Origin of the sequence: Litorivicinus lipolyticus (genome assembly GCF_009650135.1) — a bacterium.
Lineage (GTDB): Bacteria > Pseudomonadota > Gammaproteobacteria > Pseudomonadales > Litorivicinaceae > Litorivicinus > Litorivicinus lipolyticus.
The window spans coordinates 1,692,505-1,709,498 of record NZ_CP045871.1; the positions used below are offsets into that span (position 1 = coordinate 1,692,505).

The 16,994-nt window shown below is 52.2% G+C and carries 17 protein-coding genes; 15 read left to right on the forward strand and 2 right to left on the reverse strand.

Going from position 1 to position 16,994, the window contains the following annotated elements:
- The 13 genes from GH975_RS08550 (at position 1) to GH975_RS08610 (ending at position 13,564) form a co-directional block, all read left to right on the forward strand.
- Positions 1-435 (forward strand): acyl-CoA transferase, encoded by a 435-nt coding sequence (locus GH975_RS08550; RefSeq protein WP_153714120.1) that lies wholly within the window; start codon positions 1-3, stop codon positions 433-435.
- A 21-nt stretch (positions 436-456) separates the two neighbouring features.
- The gene (locus tag GH975_RS08555) at positions 457-1,401 is read left to right on the forward strand and encodes a phage tail tube protein (protein ID WP_153714121.1); all 945 of its coding nucleotides are present in this window, start codon (positions 457-459) and stop codon (positions 1,399-1,401) included.
- Complete coding sequence (locus tag GH975_RS08560) at positions 1,401-1,958, forward strand: hypothetical protein (RefSeq protein ID WP_211365795.1); 558 nt, start codon at positions 1,401-1,403, stop codon at positions 1,956-1,958. The genes GH975_RS08555 and GH975_RS08560 overlap by 1 nt, the downstream gene beginning before the upstream one ends.
- 203 nt (positions 1,959-2,161) lie before the next feature.
- On the forward strand, positions 2,162-5,059 hold the full coding sequence (locus GH975_RS08565; protein WP_153714122.1) for a phage tail tape measure C-terminal domain-containing protein: 2,898 nt from the start codon (positions 2,162-2,164) through the stop codon (positions 5,057-5,059).
- Entirely contained in the window at positions 5,056-5,541 is a 486-nt protein-coding gene (locus GH975_RS08570) for a hypothetical protein (protein ID WP_153714123.1), read from the forward strand. Before GH975_RS08565 ends, GH975_RS08570 begins: the two co-directional genes overlap by 4 nt.
- A 15-nt stretch (positions 5,542-5,556) precedes the next feature.
- A complete protein-coding gene (locus GH975_RS08575) occupies positions 5,557-6,192 on the forward strand; it encodes a hypothetical protein (RefSeq protein ID WP_153714124.1) in 636 nt (211 codons plus the stop codon).
- Positions 6,189-7,850: an RCC1 domain-containing protein gene (locus GH975_RS08580; RefSeq protein ID WP_153714125.1), complete on the forward strand. Its 1,662-nt coding sequence runs from the start codon at positions 6,189-6,191 to the stop codon at positions 7,848-7,850. Before GH975_RS08575 ends, GH975_RS08580 begins: the two co-directional genes overlap by 4 nt.
- A 41-nt stretch (positions 7,851-7,891) precedes the next feature.
- Positions 7,892-9,556 carry an RCC1 domain-containing protein gene (locus GH975_RS08585; RefSeq protein WP_153714126.1) on the forward strand — a complete coding sequence of 555 codons (1,665 nt, stop codon included), beginning with the start codon at positions 7,892-7,894 and terminating at the stop codon, positions 9,554-9,556.
- Complete coding sequence (locus GH975_RS08590) at positions 9,556-10,098, forward strand: DUF1833 family protein (protein ID WP_153714127.1); 543 nt, start codon at positions 9,556-9,558, stop codon at positions 10,096-10,098. Before GH975_RS08585 ends, GH975_RS08590 begins: the two co-directional genes overlap by 1 nt.
- 2 nt (positions 10,099-10,100) lie before the next feature.
- Positions 10,101-10,517, forward strand: coding sequence for an NlpC/P60 family protein (locus GH975_RS08595; RefSeq protein ID WP_153714128.1), 417 nt, complete (start codon positions 10,101-10,103; stop codon positions 10,515-10,517).
- Positions 10,499-12,751 (forward strand): host specificity factor TipJ family phage tail protein, encoded by a 2,253-nt coding sequence (locus GH975_RS08600; RefSeq protein ID WP_153714129.1) that lies wholly within the window; start codon positions 10,499-10,501, stop codon positions 12,749-12,751. The genes GH975_RS08595 and GH975_RS08600 overlap by 19 nt, the downstream gene beginning before the upstream one ends.
- 46 nt (positions 12,752-12,797) lie before the next feature.
- On the forward strand, positions 12,798-13,094 hold the full coding sequence (locus tag GH975_RS08605; protein ID WP_153714130.1) for a DUF6127 family protein: 297 nt from the start codon (positions 12,798-12,800) through the stop codon (positions 13,092-13,094).
- On the forward strand, positions 13,091-13,564 hold the full coding sequence (locus tag GH975_RS08610) for a hypothetical protein (RefSeq protein WP_153714131.1): 474 nt from the start codon (positions 13,091-13,093) through the stop codon (positions 13,562-13,564). The genes GH975_RS08605 and GH975_RS08610 overlap by 4 nt, the downstream gene beginning before the upstream one ends.
- Position 13,565: 1 nt before the next feature.
- Here GH975_RS08610 and GH975_RS08615 read toward each other — a convergent pair whose 3' ends face one another.
- Positions 13,566-14,117: a sugar transferase gene (locus tag GH975_RS08615; RefSeq protein ID WP_153714132.1), complete on the reverse strand. Its 552-nt coding sequence runs from the start codon at positions 14,115-14,117 to the stop codon at positions 13,566-13,568.
- Positions 14,118-14,130: 13 nt separating this feature from the next.
- Positions 14,131-15,066, reverse strand: a complete 936-nt coding sequence (locus GH975_RS08620) for a UDP-glucose 4-epimerase family protein (RefSeq protein WP_153714133.1) — start codon at positions 15,064-15,066, stop codon at positions 14,131-14,133.
- Positions 15,067-15,166: 100 nt separating this feature from the next.
- Between GH975_RS08620 and GH975_RS08625 the strand changes: the two genes are divergently transcribed.
- Both GH975_RS08625 and GH975_RS08630 read left to right on the forward strand, forming a co-directional pair.
- On the forward strand, positions 15,167-16,252 hold the full coding sequence (locus tag GH975_RS08625; RefSeq protein WP_153714134.1) for a DUF1972 domain-containing protein: 1,086 nt from the start codon (positions 15,167-15,169) through the stop codon (positions 16,250-16,252).
- A 15-nt stretch (positions 16,253-16,267) separates the two neighbouring features.
- Positions 16,268-16,885: a DapH/DapD/GlmU-related protein gene (locus GH975_RS08630; protein ID WP_153714135.1), complete on the forward strand. Its 618-nt coding sequence runs from the start codon at positions 16,268-16,270 to the stop codon at positions 16,883-16,885.
- The last annotated feature ends 109 nt before the right edge of the window (positions 16,886-16,994 follow it).

Sequence of the window (16,994 nt, forward strand, 5' to 3'; positions counted from 1 at the left end):
ATGCCCAGCCAACGTGAAGCCGCCATCAGTGCACTGCATGTTCACCTAAGCTCCGCGCTAACGCCGATTCTAGTCAAACGTAACGAAGTACTCAGCACCGCAATTCCGAATGAAGGTTTACTCATCCTTCGTGATGGCGATGCTGGCGAGCCTGAAGTACTGCTCTCACCACTTCGTTACCTTTACCAACACCGCGTTGAACTGGAAGTTTGGGTACAACAGGCCCAATCAAGCGAACGTGATCAACAATTTGATCAACTGCTGCAAAGACTCGGGGTCGCACTAGATAGTGCCGGCAACTTGAACGATGCAGTGGATCTACTGCATACCGGCAGCCCCGAGTTTTCAACCGAATCAATCGAAGGTGGAGCAACAGTAAAGGTTGCAACCATCCCTATTTTTCTTGAATTCAACACACGCCATCCACTGGCGTAAAACAGCCTAAAGGAGAACGCCATGGCACGTGCCTATGGATGGAACAGCCGTCTATTGCTCGGCTTTGAGTCGCAATATGGCCAATCACCCGCCAGTGGTGATTACTATCAGATCCCCTTTGTCTCCTCGTCTCTCGACTCCGAGCAAGGGTTGATCGAATCCAGTGTGCTGGGGCAAGGGCGAGACCCTTCAGCACCGTTTCAGGACGTAATCAATGTCGATGGCGATATCGTGGTACCCATGGATCTGCGTCATATCGGCCTCTGGCTACAGGCGCTACTGGGAGACTCAACCACTTCAGGAACAGGACCCTACACCCATGAATTTACCTCTGGAAAAACCACTCTCCCAAGCATGACACTGGAGATGGGTCTACCAGAAGTTCCCGAGTACCTGCGCTTTAGTGGTGTGCGCGCCAATACCCTGGCACTTAACTTTCAGCGCTCCGGCGAAGCACAAGCCACCCTCGGATTGATGGGCCAAAGCGAAACCGTCGCAGCCACCTCCATCGATAGCGCACCCGCTGAACTGATCTACTCACGTTTTTCTCAGTTTCAAGGCTCCGTTACGCGCGGCGGTCAACCGCTGGCCGATGTCACCTCAGCATCAATCACCTACTCAAACAATCTAGAGCGCATCGAAACGATTCGTAATGATGGCAAGATCGAAGCAATTGATCCGGGCATGGGCTCACTTACGGGGTCTATCTCTGTGCGCTACGGCAACTCAGAACTTATGGAGTTGGCTCGCAGCGGCACACCGATTGACCTGGAGCTGGCTTACACCATTGATGCCGATAAACAGCTACGCATCACTGCGCATGAGGTTTATCTGCCTAAACCCAAGCGCAGTATCAGCGGGCCGGGGGGTATTGAGGCCTCATATGATTTTCAGGGGGCTCGCGAACAGACTCTGGGACGCATGCTAACCATCACACTGGTTAATGATCTGGAGGGTTGGGCCTAATGATTAAACTCACACTCCCCAAAGAGCCCTACTGGCTAGACCTGGGTCTGGATGTTCGAATTAAAGTTCGGCCCTGCACCAGCGCCATCTTTTATCAAGCTCGTGCGCGTATGAATCAGCGCTTGCAGGCGCTAGGCGAACAGTGGCGTAACTGTAAAGAAGCTGGCCTCAGCACGGATAACCTACCCAACCTGGACGATGAGCCGACCCGTGAAGCCCTAGCCGAACAGTACCTAACACAAGGGCTGGCTGAAGCCGCCATCCTCGAATGGGAGGGCGTTCTCGATGCTGAGGGTGATGCAGCCGCCAAGGTTGAAGCACAGGGCATCCGCGATCTCTTTGATTTCTACTGGATGATCGCTGAGCGCTTTCGCCAACAGTACACCGGCATGCGTGAGTTATTGGATGCGGAAAAAAACGCATTCGGGCCCGAATCCAATGGCACTTCGGCGACGGGCCTGACTACTGCGGACGATGCAAAGAGCAAAACCTCTCCTGTGCCCGAGGCGAAACCAACGAACAAGGCGAGCGCTGCCCCTACATCCAAAACCAGCTAACCACCGATGTCGGCTGGCAAGCCTGGGATCTGGCCAACAAACTGGTCACCCAATCCGCCGATCAATTTCCAATTTCACTGGCCCTGTCACTGGGTGACGCCTTGGGTTACGAGCCCCGAGCGATGGCCGAACTCTTACCTGAAGTAGCTCTGGGCGTTGCGCTGGCCAAGCGTGATGCTGAACCCCATTAACCGCGAGGCGTTATGGCACAAGAGAAAAAGCTCTCCATACGCCTGCAGGCAACCGGAGGTGACAAACTCAAACGCGAGTTTGGGCAACTGGGTAAAGAGGGCTCCCAAGCCTTCGATCGTATTACCCGATCTACTCAACCTGCATCAGTAGGTCTCAAAGCCGTTGATGCCTCAGCTCGCGCGCTTAATGGCGTACTCAAACAGGCAGCGGGATTAGTTGGGGCGTATGCTGGTATCCAGGGTGCGAGTCGTGCGCTGGGTTTTATCGTATCGAGCAACCGAGAGTTCGAACGACTGCACGCCAGTCTAAAAACCGTCACGGGATCTGCCCAAGCAGCCGATCAGGCGTTTGCCATGATCGAAGATTTTGCTTCAGAAACGCCGTTCAATGTTGAGCGCATCACCGAGGCATTTATCCGTCTTCAGTCACTGGGGCTAGAACCTTCAGACGCGGCCCTGCGCTCGTATGGCAACACCGCTTCAGCGATGGGCAAAGGCTTGATGCAGTTTGTGGAAGCGATTGCTGATGCTGCTACTGGAGAGTTTGAACGCTTAAAAGAGTTCGGCATCAAAGCCCGCACTCAGGGCGAGCAGGTCACCTTCACCTTTCAGGGTGTCAGTACCACCGTTGCCAAAGAGAGTCAGGCAATTGAGTCTTACTTGCGACGTATTGGTCAGGTGCAATTTGCCGGCGCGATGTCCGAGCAGATGGCCACCCTCAACGGCATCATCAGCAACATTCAAGACAATCTGTCACGCCTCGCGCGTGAAGTCGGTGCCGGCGGTCTGAACGATGCGCTCAAAGATATTGCAGTCGATCTTCGTGAAACCACTGTACGTGGCAATGAAGCTGCGCGTGCGCTAGGAGAGTCGCTTGGCGATGTCGTTCGCACCAGTGCCGATGCATTGGGCTTTATGGCACGTCATGCCGATGTTGCGGTTAAAGGGTTAGGCGCGCTGCTCATTGCTCGCACTGTTGCCGGCGCGCTCACCCTGATGAATGCCACAATCATCGGTAATGCTGGTGCCATTATCGGCCTTCGAATGATGGCACAAGTATCCCTAATCGCCGCTACACGACTGGCTGTCGTTGAAGGCGCAGCCCGTTTAGCATCCGTAGCGATGGTGGGTCTGCGTAGTGCAATGGCGCTGGTCGGAGGCCCCGCCGGTATCGCGGTTCTGACCGGCTTTGCTCTCTGGGAGTTGGCACGCAGCCAAGATGCAGCCCGTCAAGCCGCTTCAGATCATGCAGCGGAGTTGGATGAAATACGCGCACAGGCCAAACGCGCTGCCGAGAGTATTGAGGATCTTTCAGCCGCAACGCGCGATGAAGCCCTAGCGCGTTGGACTGAAAAACTGATCACCGCCGAGCACAACGTCGCGGATGTGATGGAGCAGCTCAAAACCGAATGGTGGGCCGGCTCCATCTGGGATCGATTGGGGCGAGTAGGTTCCGACCTACAAGAGAAGCTTGAATGGACTCGCCGCTGGTTTCAGATGGGTGTCACCTCGGTTGATGAGTACCGAGCGTCCATCTGGAGGTTGGCACAAGACAATCCCGAATTTACTGCGACTGCGCGAGCGATATCCGATCAAATCGACGCCCTCAAAGCAGCCGAATTAGCTGCCTCAAGAGCACGCGAACAAATTGACCGCATCAGAAACGGCACAAACAGCACCTCTACCGAGACAGGACAACCTGATGATCCGTTGGCGCCAGTTTCGCCGCCCTCAGCGCCTATAGATACCAAACGCTCTGAACGTATTCAGGCCGCTATTGCTGATCTGCAAGCCGAAGAGACAGCGCTGCGACGACTCATCGTCGCCCGCGCAGATAGTGAAACGGCCGTTAATCAGGCCATGTTGCAAACCGAACAGGAACAAGCGCTTCGTCGCCTAGGGCTGGATCAAACTCAAAACCTCACCTCTGCCGAAGCCGCATTAGCTCAACAAATTCGAGGGCTCATCGCCTCAAAAGCGATACTCGAACAGCAGGATCAATCGGCCATTGAGCGGGACAAAAACCATCGAGAAGCGATAGAGGAAATCACGCGTGCTTACCTGGGTCTTGGTTCTGAGACTGACCAGGCACGAGCTAAAGCCAACCAATGGCGCGCTGAAGCGCTGGCAGGATTGGATGCAACGCGCGAAGGCTATGCCAGTTTTGCCGCTCAGATAGAGGCTATTCACCAAAATATGCTGGCAGAGGCGCGCGCCAAAGATCTGGAAAGCTCGCGTCTTTGGGAGGATGGCTTAACCCGCGGATTCAAAGCCGTACTGGATGAAGCCGAGGATATGGCCTCCCAAACCGAACGACTAGTGCGTAACGCCTTCAAAGGGATGGAAGATGCGCTGGTCTCATTTGTAACCACCGGCAAACTGGATTTTAAATCACTCGCGGACTCAATCATTGCTGATCTGGTGCGTATTCAAATCCGTCAAAGCATCACGCAGCCCCTTTCTAATGCGCTGAGCACCATCGATTTTGGGGCGCTGTTTGGTGCGGCGCACGCTGGCGGTGTCATTGGCACCGACACTCTACAAACTCGACAGGTGAGCCCTTCGGTCTTTGCCGGAGCGCCAAAATTTCATACGGGAGGTGTGATTGGGCAGGAAGTCCCCATTATCGCCAAACGTGGAGAGACAGTCTTTACACCGGGGCAGATGCGCGCGCTGGGCGAGCGACAAGGAAACAATCCCGTCAATGTTGAAGTGAATGTCATCAACAACGCTTCGGGCGTGGAAGCTACCACTCAGACAACGCCATTGGCGAACGGTGGTATGCGACTGGATGTAATGATCGAACGCATCGAAGGCCAGATGGCTCGTAATGTCAGCCGAGGTGAAGGGTTGGCGACAACACTGGAGCGCCGATACGGCCTTAACCCGGCCGCAGGCAGTTACCGATGAGTGTGCTTTGGCCTAACAACCTGCCACTGCCCACCATACAGGGATACAGCGTCCAACCCGGTGATGCCATTTTACGCACCGAGATGGAAGCGGGTCCTGCTCGCCAGCGCCGTCGTTTTACGCAGGTGCCCACGCGTGTCAATGTGCGCTGGGTCATGCGAGGTGATCAGTTTGCGCTGTTCGAAGCCTGGTATCGCTGGCAAGCCAAAGAGGGCGGCGCCTGGTTTCAGGTGTCACTGCTGGGTGGTTTAGGCCTTATGCAGCAGGAGGCGCGTTTCACCCGCCCCTTTCAGGCACAACTGATCAAAGGCACTCTCTGGGATATTCGCTCAGAGCTTGAGATTCGTGAACGGCCCACTCTGGATGAAGGGGCTCTGGCACTGCTGCTGGAGTATGACGCTCAAATCATCGCATCCATGGCGAACCGTCTGCACACCCTAGTGCATACGACCTTGACCAATACCCAAAACGCCAAGCTTTAACCCAAGGACATTTTTATGAGTCTGCAAACAGAACTGGAGTCGGCCGTTGCGCTGACTACCAGCGATGCGCAACTACTGCATCAAGTGGTACACGGTGGCACCACTGAAACCGTAACCACCGAAAGCGGTAGTCTAGACAGTGTTGCTAAACTATTGAACGATGCCAATACCCGCATCAATACCGAAGCCGATGGCATTCTGGAACAATCAATCGAGGCGGCAGCACTCTCAGAGCAGTTCGCCAATCAAGCCGGTAGCGAAGCCGATCGTGCTGAACAAGCCGCTCTTAATGGTGTGACTGAAACCCAGACCATACTCGAACAAGTCCAAACCAGTGGCGCACAAACCCTGCAACAGGCAGATACCGCCCTACAAACCATACTCGCCAAGTTACTAGCCGTAGGATTACCCGACTCACTCATTGGTGCCGCCGGCCAGCTTCTAAAAGTTAAAAACGACGAGAGCGGCTACACACTGGTGAACTCAGCAGCCTCTCCTCGCTTTTTTGGGTTAGCACACTCTACAGACGGTACTGAGCTTTTACTCACCGAAGGTCGAGAAGATTATGACACCCGCCTTTTCCAAGCTTGGATGATCTCTGAGGGCATCAACTTCTCCATTCAACGTAATGAACTGGTGATGCAGCTATGAGCCTGGATATCTCAACGCTAGGCTATCGTTGGCGAGGATTATACAGCGCACACCTGAACTACCAAAAAGGTGATGTGGTCCGCAAAGGTGATCATGCTGAAGTATTTACTGGAACCGCTTTTGTTCCCTTCGCTTTGGGCCAACAACAGCTTACTCAACGCGGGCAGCTCCTAGCTGGGCATCCAATCCTTCCCGGCGCACCGGATATGCAGTTACATATGAGTGCATCTGGCGAGTTAGAGTACCGTTTCACTCAAGATCGTAACGCCACCCGTGCCGTTGCACTTATGAATCTGGATAATCGCGGAGATACCGGCGGGGGTAAAACTCAGTACCACGGCATGGCGATCATGACCGATGGATCAGTCCGCGCCTGGGGTGATGAGCGTCAGGGGCATTTGGGCAACGGTGTAAACAGCGATCGAGCCCGAACCAAGCCAGTACCTGTAGGCTTTCCACCCGACACACCACCAATCGTCTCGCTCTATAAAGGCTACAAAAGCACCTATGCCATCGATGCCGGTGGCATGCTCTGGAGCTGGGGACAAAACAACCACGGACAGCTAGGCTTAGGCCACACCACAGACACCACCGTGCCCAACAAAGTTAATGGACGCGGCGATCTGCCAGCTGATCGCAAAATTGTAAAAGTGGCGGTCGGCGATTGTGGTTATTACGGCTACAAGGCAGCTATCTTAATTGATGAGCTAGGCATCTGTTACTGGGTTGGCCACCAACGCTATTACGCTGCTGGCGTTGGTGATAACAACCAACAAAACACACCTAGGCTCATTACCCGCTCACTGGAAACACCCATGGTCGATGCTTGGGTGCTCGGCCACTACCACATGGGATCGTTCCTGTTAGACGCCAACGGCGTGCTCTATATGGCGGGCGAGCAGAACACCATCAGCCGTCTACAGAACAACGACAACCCCAATGTGATGCACGAACCCTGGCCACCCTCTTTCTCCAACCCGGTTAAAGCAGTACGAGGCGAGGAGTCGGACTACCACGTCGATGCCGGAAGTCAGTACTACCGCAACTACATGATCATCCATCAAAACGGATCGATCAGCACCTGGGGCCATAACAACTACAGTTCTCACGTGCCCGGTGCCGAATCTTGGGTTGCCACCTTAGATCCCCGCATCAGCAATGTGGTGGATGGGTACTGTTCAGCTGGTCATTACGACCAATGTGTAGTTTTACGAAGTGATGGCTCTGTCTGGGGTATAGGCTACAACGGGTATAACAGTTTAATCGCTCCGGGGGATCGAAACAGTTGGCACAACCTAGCCAGCGGATCGTCTCTAATTAGCAATATCACCAAGATTCAAGGCGGTGGTTGGGTGCACGCCAAAATGGGTGCAGGCCTTCGTACCGATGGCACCATCGTTAAGTGGGGCCGTAATCAATCGGGCGCAGCAGGTCATGGCTTTGCCGACAACAACTACCCCTCCAACGTGGCGCTGGTGAACAAACGCATCGTTGATTTTCAGCTTTACGGCCAATGGGGACACGACTACGACAATGCTAGCTTATTGCTTTTAGCCGATGACGGAACGGTCTATAGCTGCGGCTATAACGGCTATGCCGCACTCGGTAATGACGATGACCACGAAGCGATGTTTACCCCATCCCCCGTTCTGTTCTGACCCGTTTCTAAACTCTCTTTTTCAATTTTTCGAGGCTTACTATGGCGACTGTCACTCTAGGCAAAATTGCATTTGCATGGCGGGGTCTATTTGACCCAAATTTCAGTTACGCAGCACAGGATGTGGTGCACTACAACGGCTCAGCCTACGTCTGCACGGTGGATGACACTCAAGGGGTATTACCGACTGTCACGGCCGCTTGGGATCTGTTTGCGCAAGGCGCACGCGATATCGCCTCGGGTGCGGGTGAGTTGGTGTTTCATGACGGTAGCACACTTGCGGCACTGACACCGGGTGAAACCGGTCAGGTGCTAACCATCAGTGCGCAAGGGCTGCCTGAGTGGAGTATACTGACGGTACGATCCGGCACCAAGGCACTTGCGATTCAAGACGCCGAGCAACCTTTCATGTATCGCCGTGGTGCGGCTGTGATGACGGATGGTTCCGTGCGCTGGTGGGGGCGTGGTGAAAACTGGATGCACGGCACCGGTAACCAAACCGCCGACCGCTCATACCCTGTAAGTGTTGCCTTCCCACCCAATACGCCAGCCATTAAATACATCTGTGGTGCCCACGATTTTGCATCCGTTGCGATTGATGCCAACGGCCAGTTCTGGGTATGGGGCCAAAACGATTACGGGGATGTTGGCCGCGGCGATACCGCAGATCAGCGAGTGCCCTATAACGCTTCGGGCAATAGCAGTAACTCGATTTATGGCAAGGTCGTTATTGCCTATGCGCCCATGGCCTCACCTCAAAACTACATCTCGCATATGGTGCTCTGCTCAGATGGCACGGTGCATACCTGTGGCTATAACGGCTATGGCCAGTTGGGTCAAGGCGATACCACCAACCGCTACAACTTTGTTCAGGTACCCATGCTCTCGAACATCGTTCAGATAGCGCGTGGCGGCGAACGCTACACCTCCTGCTATGCCATAAAAGCCGATGGCACGCTCTACAGTTGGGGCTACAACGCCGAGGGGCAGTTAGGCTCGGGGGATACCACGCAGCGTAATATCCCGATGACTCTGCCTTACTTTGCCAACAACAGTATTGAAATCAAGCGAGTCGGAGGATCCCGCCAGTATGCCTGGGCCATCGATACGAACAACAAACTCTATACCTGGGGCTACAATGGCTACGGCAATCTTGGACACAGTGGCACCAGTAACAACTACTCGCCCACACAAGCTCTTACCAACGTTGCGGACTGTAATAGCCGGTGTGAAAGCTATCACCGAACCTATGTACTTCGCACCGATGGCACCGTCTGGGCGACAGGCGACAACTCATACGGCTGTTTAGGTGTTGCCGCCGATACAACCGATCGTTCCAGCTTCACTCAATGCCGCATTAATGCCAGCACACCACTGACCAATATCACCAAAATCATTCAGGGCGGGACGGGTTCGTATAACTATGCCGTAGCACTAGATGATGAAGGTATTTGCTGGTCTGTAGGCTACAGCGGAAACGGCCAGCTTGGCAGAGGCACTTACGATGGCACAAACTACTACTTTGCACCGGTTCTGATTCATCGCCGCCGAGTAGTTGATATAGCGCCCTTGGGCACAGGATCAGAAGGTGGCGTGCTCTTTTTGCTGGATGACGGTCAGGTCTATCAGACAGGCTATGCCGGTGAAGCGCAGCTGCCGGAAGATGATAGCGAGAATATCTCTGTACCTATGCAGGTGATCTTCTAATGCCAAACCCAGCCCTTAGCGAAGCGATCCGCGAAGCTTATGCCAGTGCGCCGTCCGATGTGGTGATTTTGCATACCCTGGAGCTGCGCCACCCCGGCTTCGTGGATAAGTACAACCAACCCATGGCGATTCGTATTGTGCGCGATCACCAAGACTTAACCGCGAGGCTGGAACCAACCGCACCGATCAATGGCGGTGAGATGGTGCAGTTCATTGCTCTCGGGTTTGAGCTGGAGCTACCGCCAGTCAACACTGCCCCAGTACCAGAGATCAGTGTCACCATCGATAACGTCAGTCGTGAACTAATACGTCATCTCGATGCCGCCGTGGAATCTTCAGAGAAGTTCGAGATCACCTACCGTCCTTACCTCTCAACTGACTTGGAAGGGCCTCAAATGGACCCGCCTATCACCCTGACATTAACTGAGGTAGAAGCAGATATCTCAAGAGTCACAGGGCGTGCACGTATGCTAGATATTGGAAACAAAAGCTTTCCGTCAGAAGTGTACACAGCAAGTCGTTTCCCTGGGCTGACACGTTAACTATGAAAAACCAACACTGGGCAGTGCCCTTAATTGGTAAACCCTGGGAAGCAGGCCAACAAGGGCCGGATGCCTTTGACTGTTGGGGGCTTCTGGCCTGGGTTTATCAACAACAGTTCAACATCAACTTACCACGCATCAGCGTTGCTGAAGGGGACTTACGTTCCCAAATCAAAGCTTTCAGAACCCATCCAGAGCATAGATATTGGCAGCCAGTAGACACACCCAAAGAGGGGGATGCGCTGCTACTGCGCCAATCGCGTCATCCTATTCATGTAGGGCTATGGATCGATACCGAGGGTGAATCCGGTGTTTTACATGCACTTCAAGGTGCCGGGGTCGTGTTTCAAACACTGAACAGCTTGAAGCTAAGTAGCTGGAGTATTGAGGGGGTCTATCGATGTCAACGGCAACAGTAATTTGCTTGACCAACCCTTTCCAACCGGAGCGCAACAGGCAATATTACGAAGTCCCAATCAACACAACCATCGCCGACTGGCTAAACAATCAACAGATTGAGTTCGTACTACCAACCATCTGCCTGAGAAACGGTGAACCATTACTGCGTGCTTATTGGGCTGCATATCCACTCACAGAAGATGACACCGTTGTGTTCATACCACTGCCACAAGGTGGTGGCGGAGGCGGAAATAAAATTCTGCGTTCGGTACTGACAATTGCCGTCATGGTTGCTGCGCCCTATGCAGGCTCAGCGCTTGCCGGCTCTTTAGGCATTACTAGCACAGTTGGTACTGCACTAGTCACAGCTGGTGTAGCGCTGGCCGGCAGTGCTCTGGTGAATGTACTAGTGCCACCACCTATGCCTTCGCTAGGTGGTAGTTTTGGCAGCGCCGCCGCACCCAGCCCAACCTACTCATTACAAGCCCAAGGCAACCAGGCACGATTGGGGCAACCTATACCGGTGCTCTATGGTCGCCATATTATCTACCCCGATTTAGCGGCAACGCCCTATACCCGTTATGAGAATAACGACCAGATACTCTATCAGTTGCACTGCATCGGTCAGGGTGAATATGACTTAGAGTCAATCCGAATCGAAGACACTCCGATTAGCTCGTTTGAAGAGATCGACTACGAAGTAATTGCCCCTGGCCAAACCATCACCTTGTTTGATGCTGATGTCGTTACCGCACCTGAGGTGGCAGGTCAGGAGCTTCTTTCAACAGCGAATAATGGTGACTGGATAGGCCCATTCACAGCCAACCCAGCCGACACCCAAGCTGAACGACTGTCGATTGATATTTTACTGCCCCGCGGTCTCTACTATGCCAACGACACGGGTGGGCTCGAAACCCGTTCACTCAGTTGGCGTATTGAAGCACAAGCCATGGATGATAGCGGTGAACCCTTGGGGGATTGGTTTGTGCTGGGCGAAGAGAGCCATAGCGCTGCAACCAACACCGCACTTAGGTTCACCTTTGACTACCCCGTGACACCTGGACGATACGCGGTTCGAGCGATTCGCTTAGATAGCAAAGACTCCTCTGCACGTGCCGGTCATGAACTGCGCTGGGGTGCACTCAAATCTCACTTGGTGGGTCAACCTGATTTTGGCGATGTGACACTCTTAGCGCTTCGCATGAAAGCGACAGATAACCTGTCGCAACGCTCTTCAAGGCTGGTGAACTGTATTGTCACAAGGCGGTTGCCGATTTGGGATGCAGAAGTACAAGAATGGACATTACCACAGGGAACACGCTCAATAGCCTGGGCTTTGGCGGACCAATGTCGTGCAGCTTATGGTGGAGCTCTTGCGGAATCTCGGCTCGATCTTCAGGCACTTACAGAACTTAATCAAACCTGGAATGCCCGAGGTGATTACTTTGATGCAGTGTTTGATCAAAGCGTTACCGTGTGGGAATCACTTAGTCGAACCGCACGCTGCGGTCGCGCAGTCGCCTATATGCAAGGTGGTACGGTGCGCTTTGTGCGTGATGCGCCTAAAAGCATTCCAGTAGCACTCTTTTCGCCGCGTAACATCGTCAAAGGCAGCCTACGCATTGAGTACTTAATGGCATCTGACGATACGGCTGATAGTGTGACCGTGGAGTACTTCTCCGCCAAAACCTGGACGCGTGATGAGATTACGGCTTCTCTTAGCGATAACACCACTGCTCAACCTGCAAGGGTTCAATTGTTTGGCTGTACTGAGCATACGCAAGCGGAACGCGAAGGCCGATATATGGCCGCTGCAAATCGCTATCGACGCAAACTGATCACCTTCCAGACAGAGCTAGAAGGGCTAATTCCAAGCTACGGCGACCTGATCGCCATCAGCCACGACATGCCAAGCTGGGGCCAAAGCGCTGAAGTTACAGATTTCAGAGACCAGATACTTACCCTCTCGGAATCGATGATCTGGTCTGACGGAAATCACTATATCGCGCTTCGCAAAACCAACGGTGAAGTAAGCGGCCCTTGGCCCGTAGCGCCGGGTGAAACGACCAATCAGGTAAAACTACTCGAAACAACCGATATCACCCCTTACAACGGCGAGCAGCAGGAGCGCACGCACGTAGCATTTGGATTAGGAGAGCAATGGGCAACTCTAGCACGAGTTACCGAAGTACGCCCAAGGGGCGAACTGGTAGAGATTCGGTGTGTGGCAGAACACCCAGACGTTCATGACTAGAACTAAATACAACACTTATTAGCTATATCAATTTGAGGGATTGTTCATGGAGCCCAAACAAACCGATCAACAAGAAGCGACCATTCAGCTACGAATGGAAGATTTTGATGACCTACTCGAACAAGCGGCTGAGCGCGGTGCCGAACGCTGCCTTGCCCACCTTGGGTTAGAAAATGGCCATGCGGCAAGGGATATTCGAGAGCTTCGTGATTTGCTGGATGCTTGGCGTGATGCACGTCACACCGTATGGCAAACCGCTATCAAGGTACTCACTACTGGGCTACTGGCCGCATTCATTGTAGGCATTGCGATGAAACTGAAACTCATGGGAGGTTCCCAATGATCGAAACACTATTAGGCGGCTTGTTAGGCGGCGCCTTTCGCCTCACCCCTGAAATCCTAAAATGGATCGATCGCAAAGGCGAGCGAACACACGAACTGGCGATTCAAGATAATACGATTCAACTTGGGCAACTGCGAGCGCAAAATGAGCGAATTACTGCGGCAGAAAAATCAGACGCAGAAATTAAAACCGCTGAACTGAATACCTTTCAGAGAGCAATAGATTCACAAGGTACACTGACTCAAATAGGCTGGGCCGATGCACTTTCAAAAAGCGTGAGGCCCATAATCACCTACTGGTTCATGGCACTGTACTGCACATCCAAGACAGCGGCCTTTATGGTATATCTCAATGCAGACGGTCATTTCACCTCAGCCATCCAGCACATTTGGACGGAATCAGATCAAGCGTTATGGGCAGGAGTATTGAATTTCTGGTTCTTGGGAAGGGTGTTTGAAAAGCAAAAGTGATTCAACCTTTAACCCTATCACCAGAACCCTTTCCAACGACCGTCTGAAAGATGTATTTGAAATAGTTCGAGACGGACATCTCCGCAATCATCTTAGCATCTGACTCAGCCAACAGTTCTGGCGTAGACATGTCGATCTCATTAACCTGCGATAACCCAGTAATTCCGGGGCGAACAGCAAAGACGCCCAGTTTTCCACGAGCCTCTGTCAACTCTTCTTGATTGAACAACCCTGGTCGCGGACCCACCAAGCTCATATCACCTATCAATACATTCCAGAGCTGGGGCAACTCATCAAGCTTGGTCCGACGAAGAAAATGACCAAAAGGCGTAATTGAGGAGGAGCTAGCGAGGTGACTTGCAACTGATGCAGTATCAACCTTCATTGTCCGAAACTTGACCAAAGTGAATGGCCTTTTGTCACGTCCCACCCTCTCCTGGCGAAAAATAGGCGACCCCGTATCAAACAAACCAATGACCGTCAGCACGACGAAAACCGGCGCACCAAAAACTAGTCCCATAAGAGCAAATACAAAATCAAACAGACGGATCAACTGAAAACCTCAATCACTTATCTTGATACTCAAAACACCGACGCAAGCCCTCTTCGACTGTAATCGGAGGCTCCCACCCCAACAGATGACGAGCCTTGGAAATATCCACCTGTAAAGAACCCAGCAACCGTTGCGCCACCGACTTTTTACCCAACAAAGTTGCAGCAAGCATCAACAAGGATGCAGGCACGGGAATCAACCGTGAAGGCTTACCCATCGCCCGAGCAACGCCCCGTAGTAACTCAGTAGTTGACAGGTCCTGCCCATCCCCAGCCAAAAACACCTGATTGGCAGCTGCAGAATGGCTAATACAGGTAATAATAAGATCAACCAGGTTATCTATAGCCACCAGCGAGCGCTGATTATTAATGGCACCTAGTGGCAAAGGCAGCCCTTTAGCCACCAGCTTGATCATACTGGAAAAATTACCTTTTACACCCGGTCCATACACCAGCGGCGGTCGGATAATCACGACCTCCATTCCGGTTTCACAAGCCAGTTGATGCAAGCCCTGCTCCGCTTCCCATTTAGAAATACCGTATGCATCCTCGGGAGCAGGTGTATCCTCAGCAGTGAACGGCTGACCTAAAGGTGTTTGTTCACCGTTAACCTTAATCGAGCTGATAAAAATGAAGCGCTTAACACCTGCTTCTGCGGCCTGACGGGCAAGATTAAGTGTACCGTCCACATTCACGCGACGGTATTTGGCTAGTGGATCGCTACTTAACTCGTCCATAATGTGAGTACGCGCTGCCGTATGAACAACAGCATCGACCTCAGCCAGTGCGCCGCTCCAGTCTGTACTTCCATCGATATCACCGACCGCAAACATCCCGTCACCTACGGCGACACTATTACGCACCGAGCAGCGTAATTTAAAATGTTCAGATAGATCGTTGCACAAATAACGACCTACAAAACCATTGGCGCCAGTGATTAAAACGTTCAGCGGCTTCTCCTTTTATCTGCATAAGTGGTAGCTTTGTCATCTCTAGCAGAATAGACTACCCAGCTAAATTAGTGCGGGACACATTATACGGAGTTATAACTTGAAAAAGCGAGTAGCAATTGTTGGAGCAAACGGAGTTCCAGCCAGTTACGGTGGCTGGGACCAGCTAGTGGAACACTTTACCCGCCTCAAAGACCCTAACTTCGAGTTTGTTGTTTACTGCACCTATTTAACTAACGACAGCGACAACTCCAGCCATAACAACGCGCACGTGCGAGTCATCAGGCTAGATGCAAACGGCTGGCAAAGCATTCCTTATGATATAGTCTCTTTGTATCACGCGTGGCGCGAGTGCGATGCCGCCATCATGTTAGGAACCTCAGGAGCATTAGCACTGCCAATATTTCGCCTAGCTGGCCTACCAGTGATCCTCAATATCGACGGTGCTGAGTGGAAACGGGGCAAATGGAACAGAATTATAAAGGTATTTCTCTGGCTTTCTGAATTTGTGGGTATCCTGAGTGCAAAGGTTATTGTGAGCGATAACGAGGTTCTGTCTGAGTATGTTCGTTCGAAGTACAACAAAGAGCCAATAACTATTGCTTATGGTGGTAATCACGTAAAGCGGCAACCAGTGGGGACAAAATTGGCGGAGTTAGGGCTAAACACCAAAACATACGCCATTAAAGTTTGTCGTATTGTTCCAGAAAACAATGTTGATCTTATTTTGAGCGCGTTCGCTGAGACTTCCATTCCGTTTGTATTGGTCGGCAACTTCAACTCAAGCGACTTTGGACGCGAACTCCGCAGCACGTATTCAAGCTACACCAACCTCAAGTTACTTGACCCCATCTATGAGCCAGCGCTGATTGATGAACTACGCAGTAATGCTGGGCTTTACGTACATGGCCACTCTGTAGGCGGTACCAACCCGTCGCTGGTCGAAGCGATGTGCCTGGGACTAAACATTCTAGCTTTCGATGTCGATTACAACCGCGCAACAACAGCTGATCACGCCCACTATTTTGCGACCAAGACAGAACTTCTTGGCCTGCTGAAAGAGCACGAAAATGGAACCTTGAAAGACAACTCAGTAAACCTAAATAGCATTGGCCTACGCAAATATAGTTGGAGTGCGATCATGGCCAGATATACTGATGCGCTCAAATCAACACTAAAACTATAAAAAGAGTTATTCATCATGCTAAGACAACTAAAAGCCCTTGGCATTACCGGCCTTATAGTTCTCGCCCGTGATCTACTATTAACTAAACTTTTTTTTCGTAACGCTCGCCTCGTCCGCTGGCCATTTTTGATACGACGGGAGGGAGAGATCTTCATAGGTCCGGGACTCAACACTGGGCCGCGTTTGCTTCTGGAAACGCGATCAGTGGAGGCCAAACTCGTTATCGGGAAAAACTTCGTAGCCAATACAGACTTGCATATCGGTGTAATTGAGAGCGTGACGATTGGGAACAACGTTCTAGTCGCTTCAGGTGTATTCATTTCTGACCATAGTCACGGCTCTTACAACCCGCAGAATAGTTCCAGTCCAGAGACACCTCCAAACACCCGCCAGCTTGTGTCATCGCCGGTGAGAATCGGTGATAACTGTTGGATAGGTGAGAAAGTTGCAATTCTGCCGGGTGTAACGATTGGAAAGGGAACAATAATTGGGGCGGGCAGCGTGGTAACAAACCCAATTCCAGAATATGTAATTGCAGTTGGTAACCCTGCCCGAGTAATAAAAAAGTACGATCCAAATAAGAAATCGTGGAAGACGAGTCATGACTCATCCGAGCATGATATTGAAGTTTAATCTGATGACCGAGCACACTTGCGCTTATTTTGATAATTACTACTCCCTCGATTGAGAAGGAGAGGTCTCTTCGCAGCCTGGTTCCAGCACAGCAACTCAGCCAAAGATC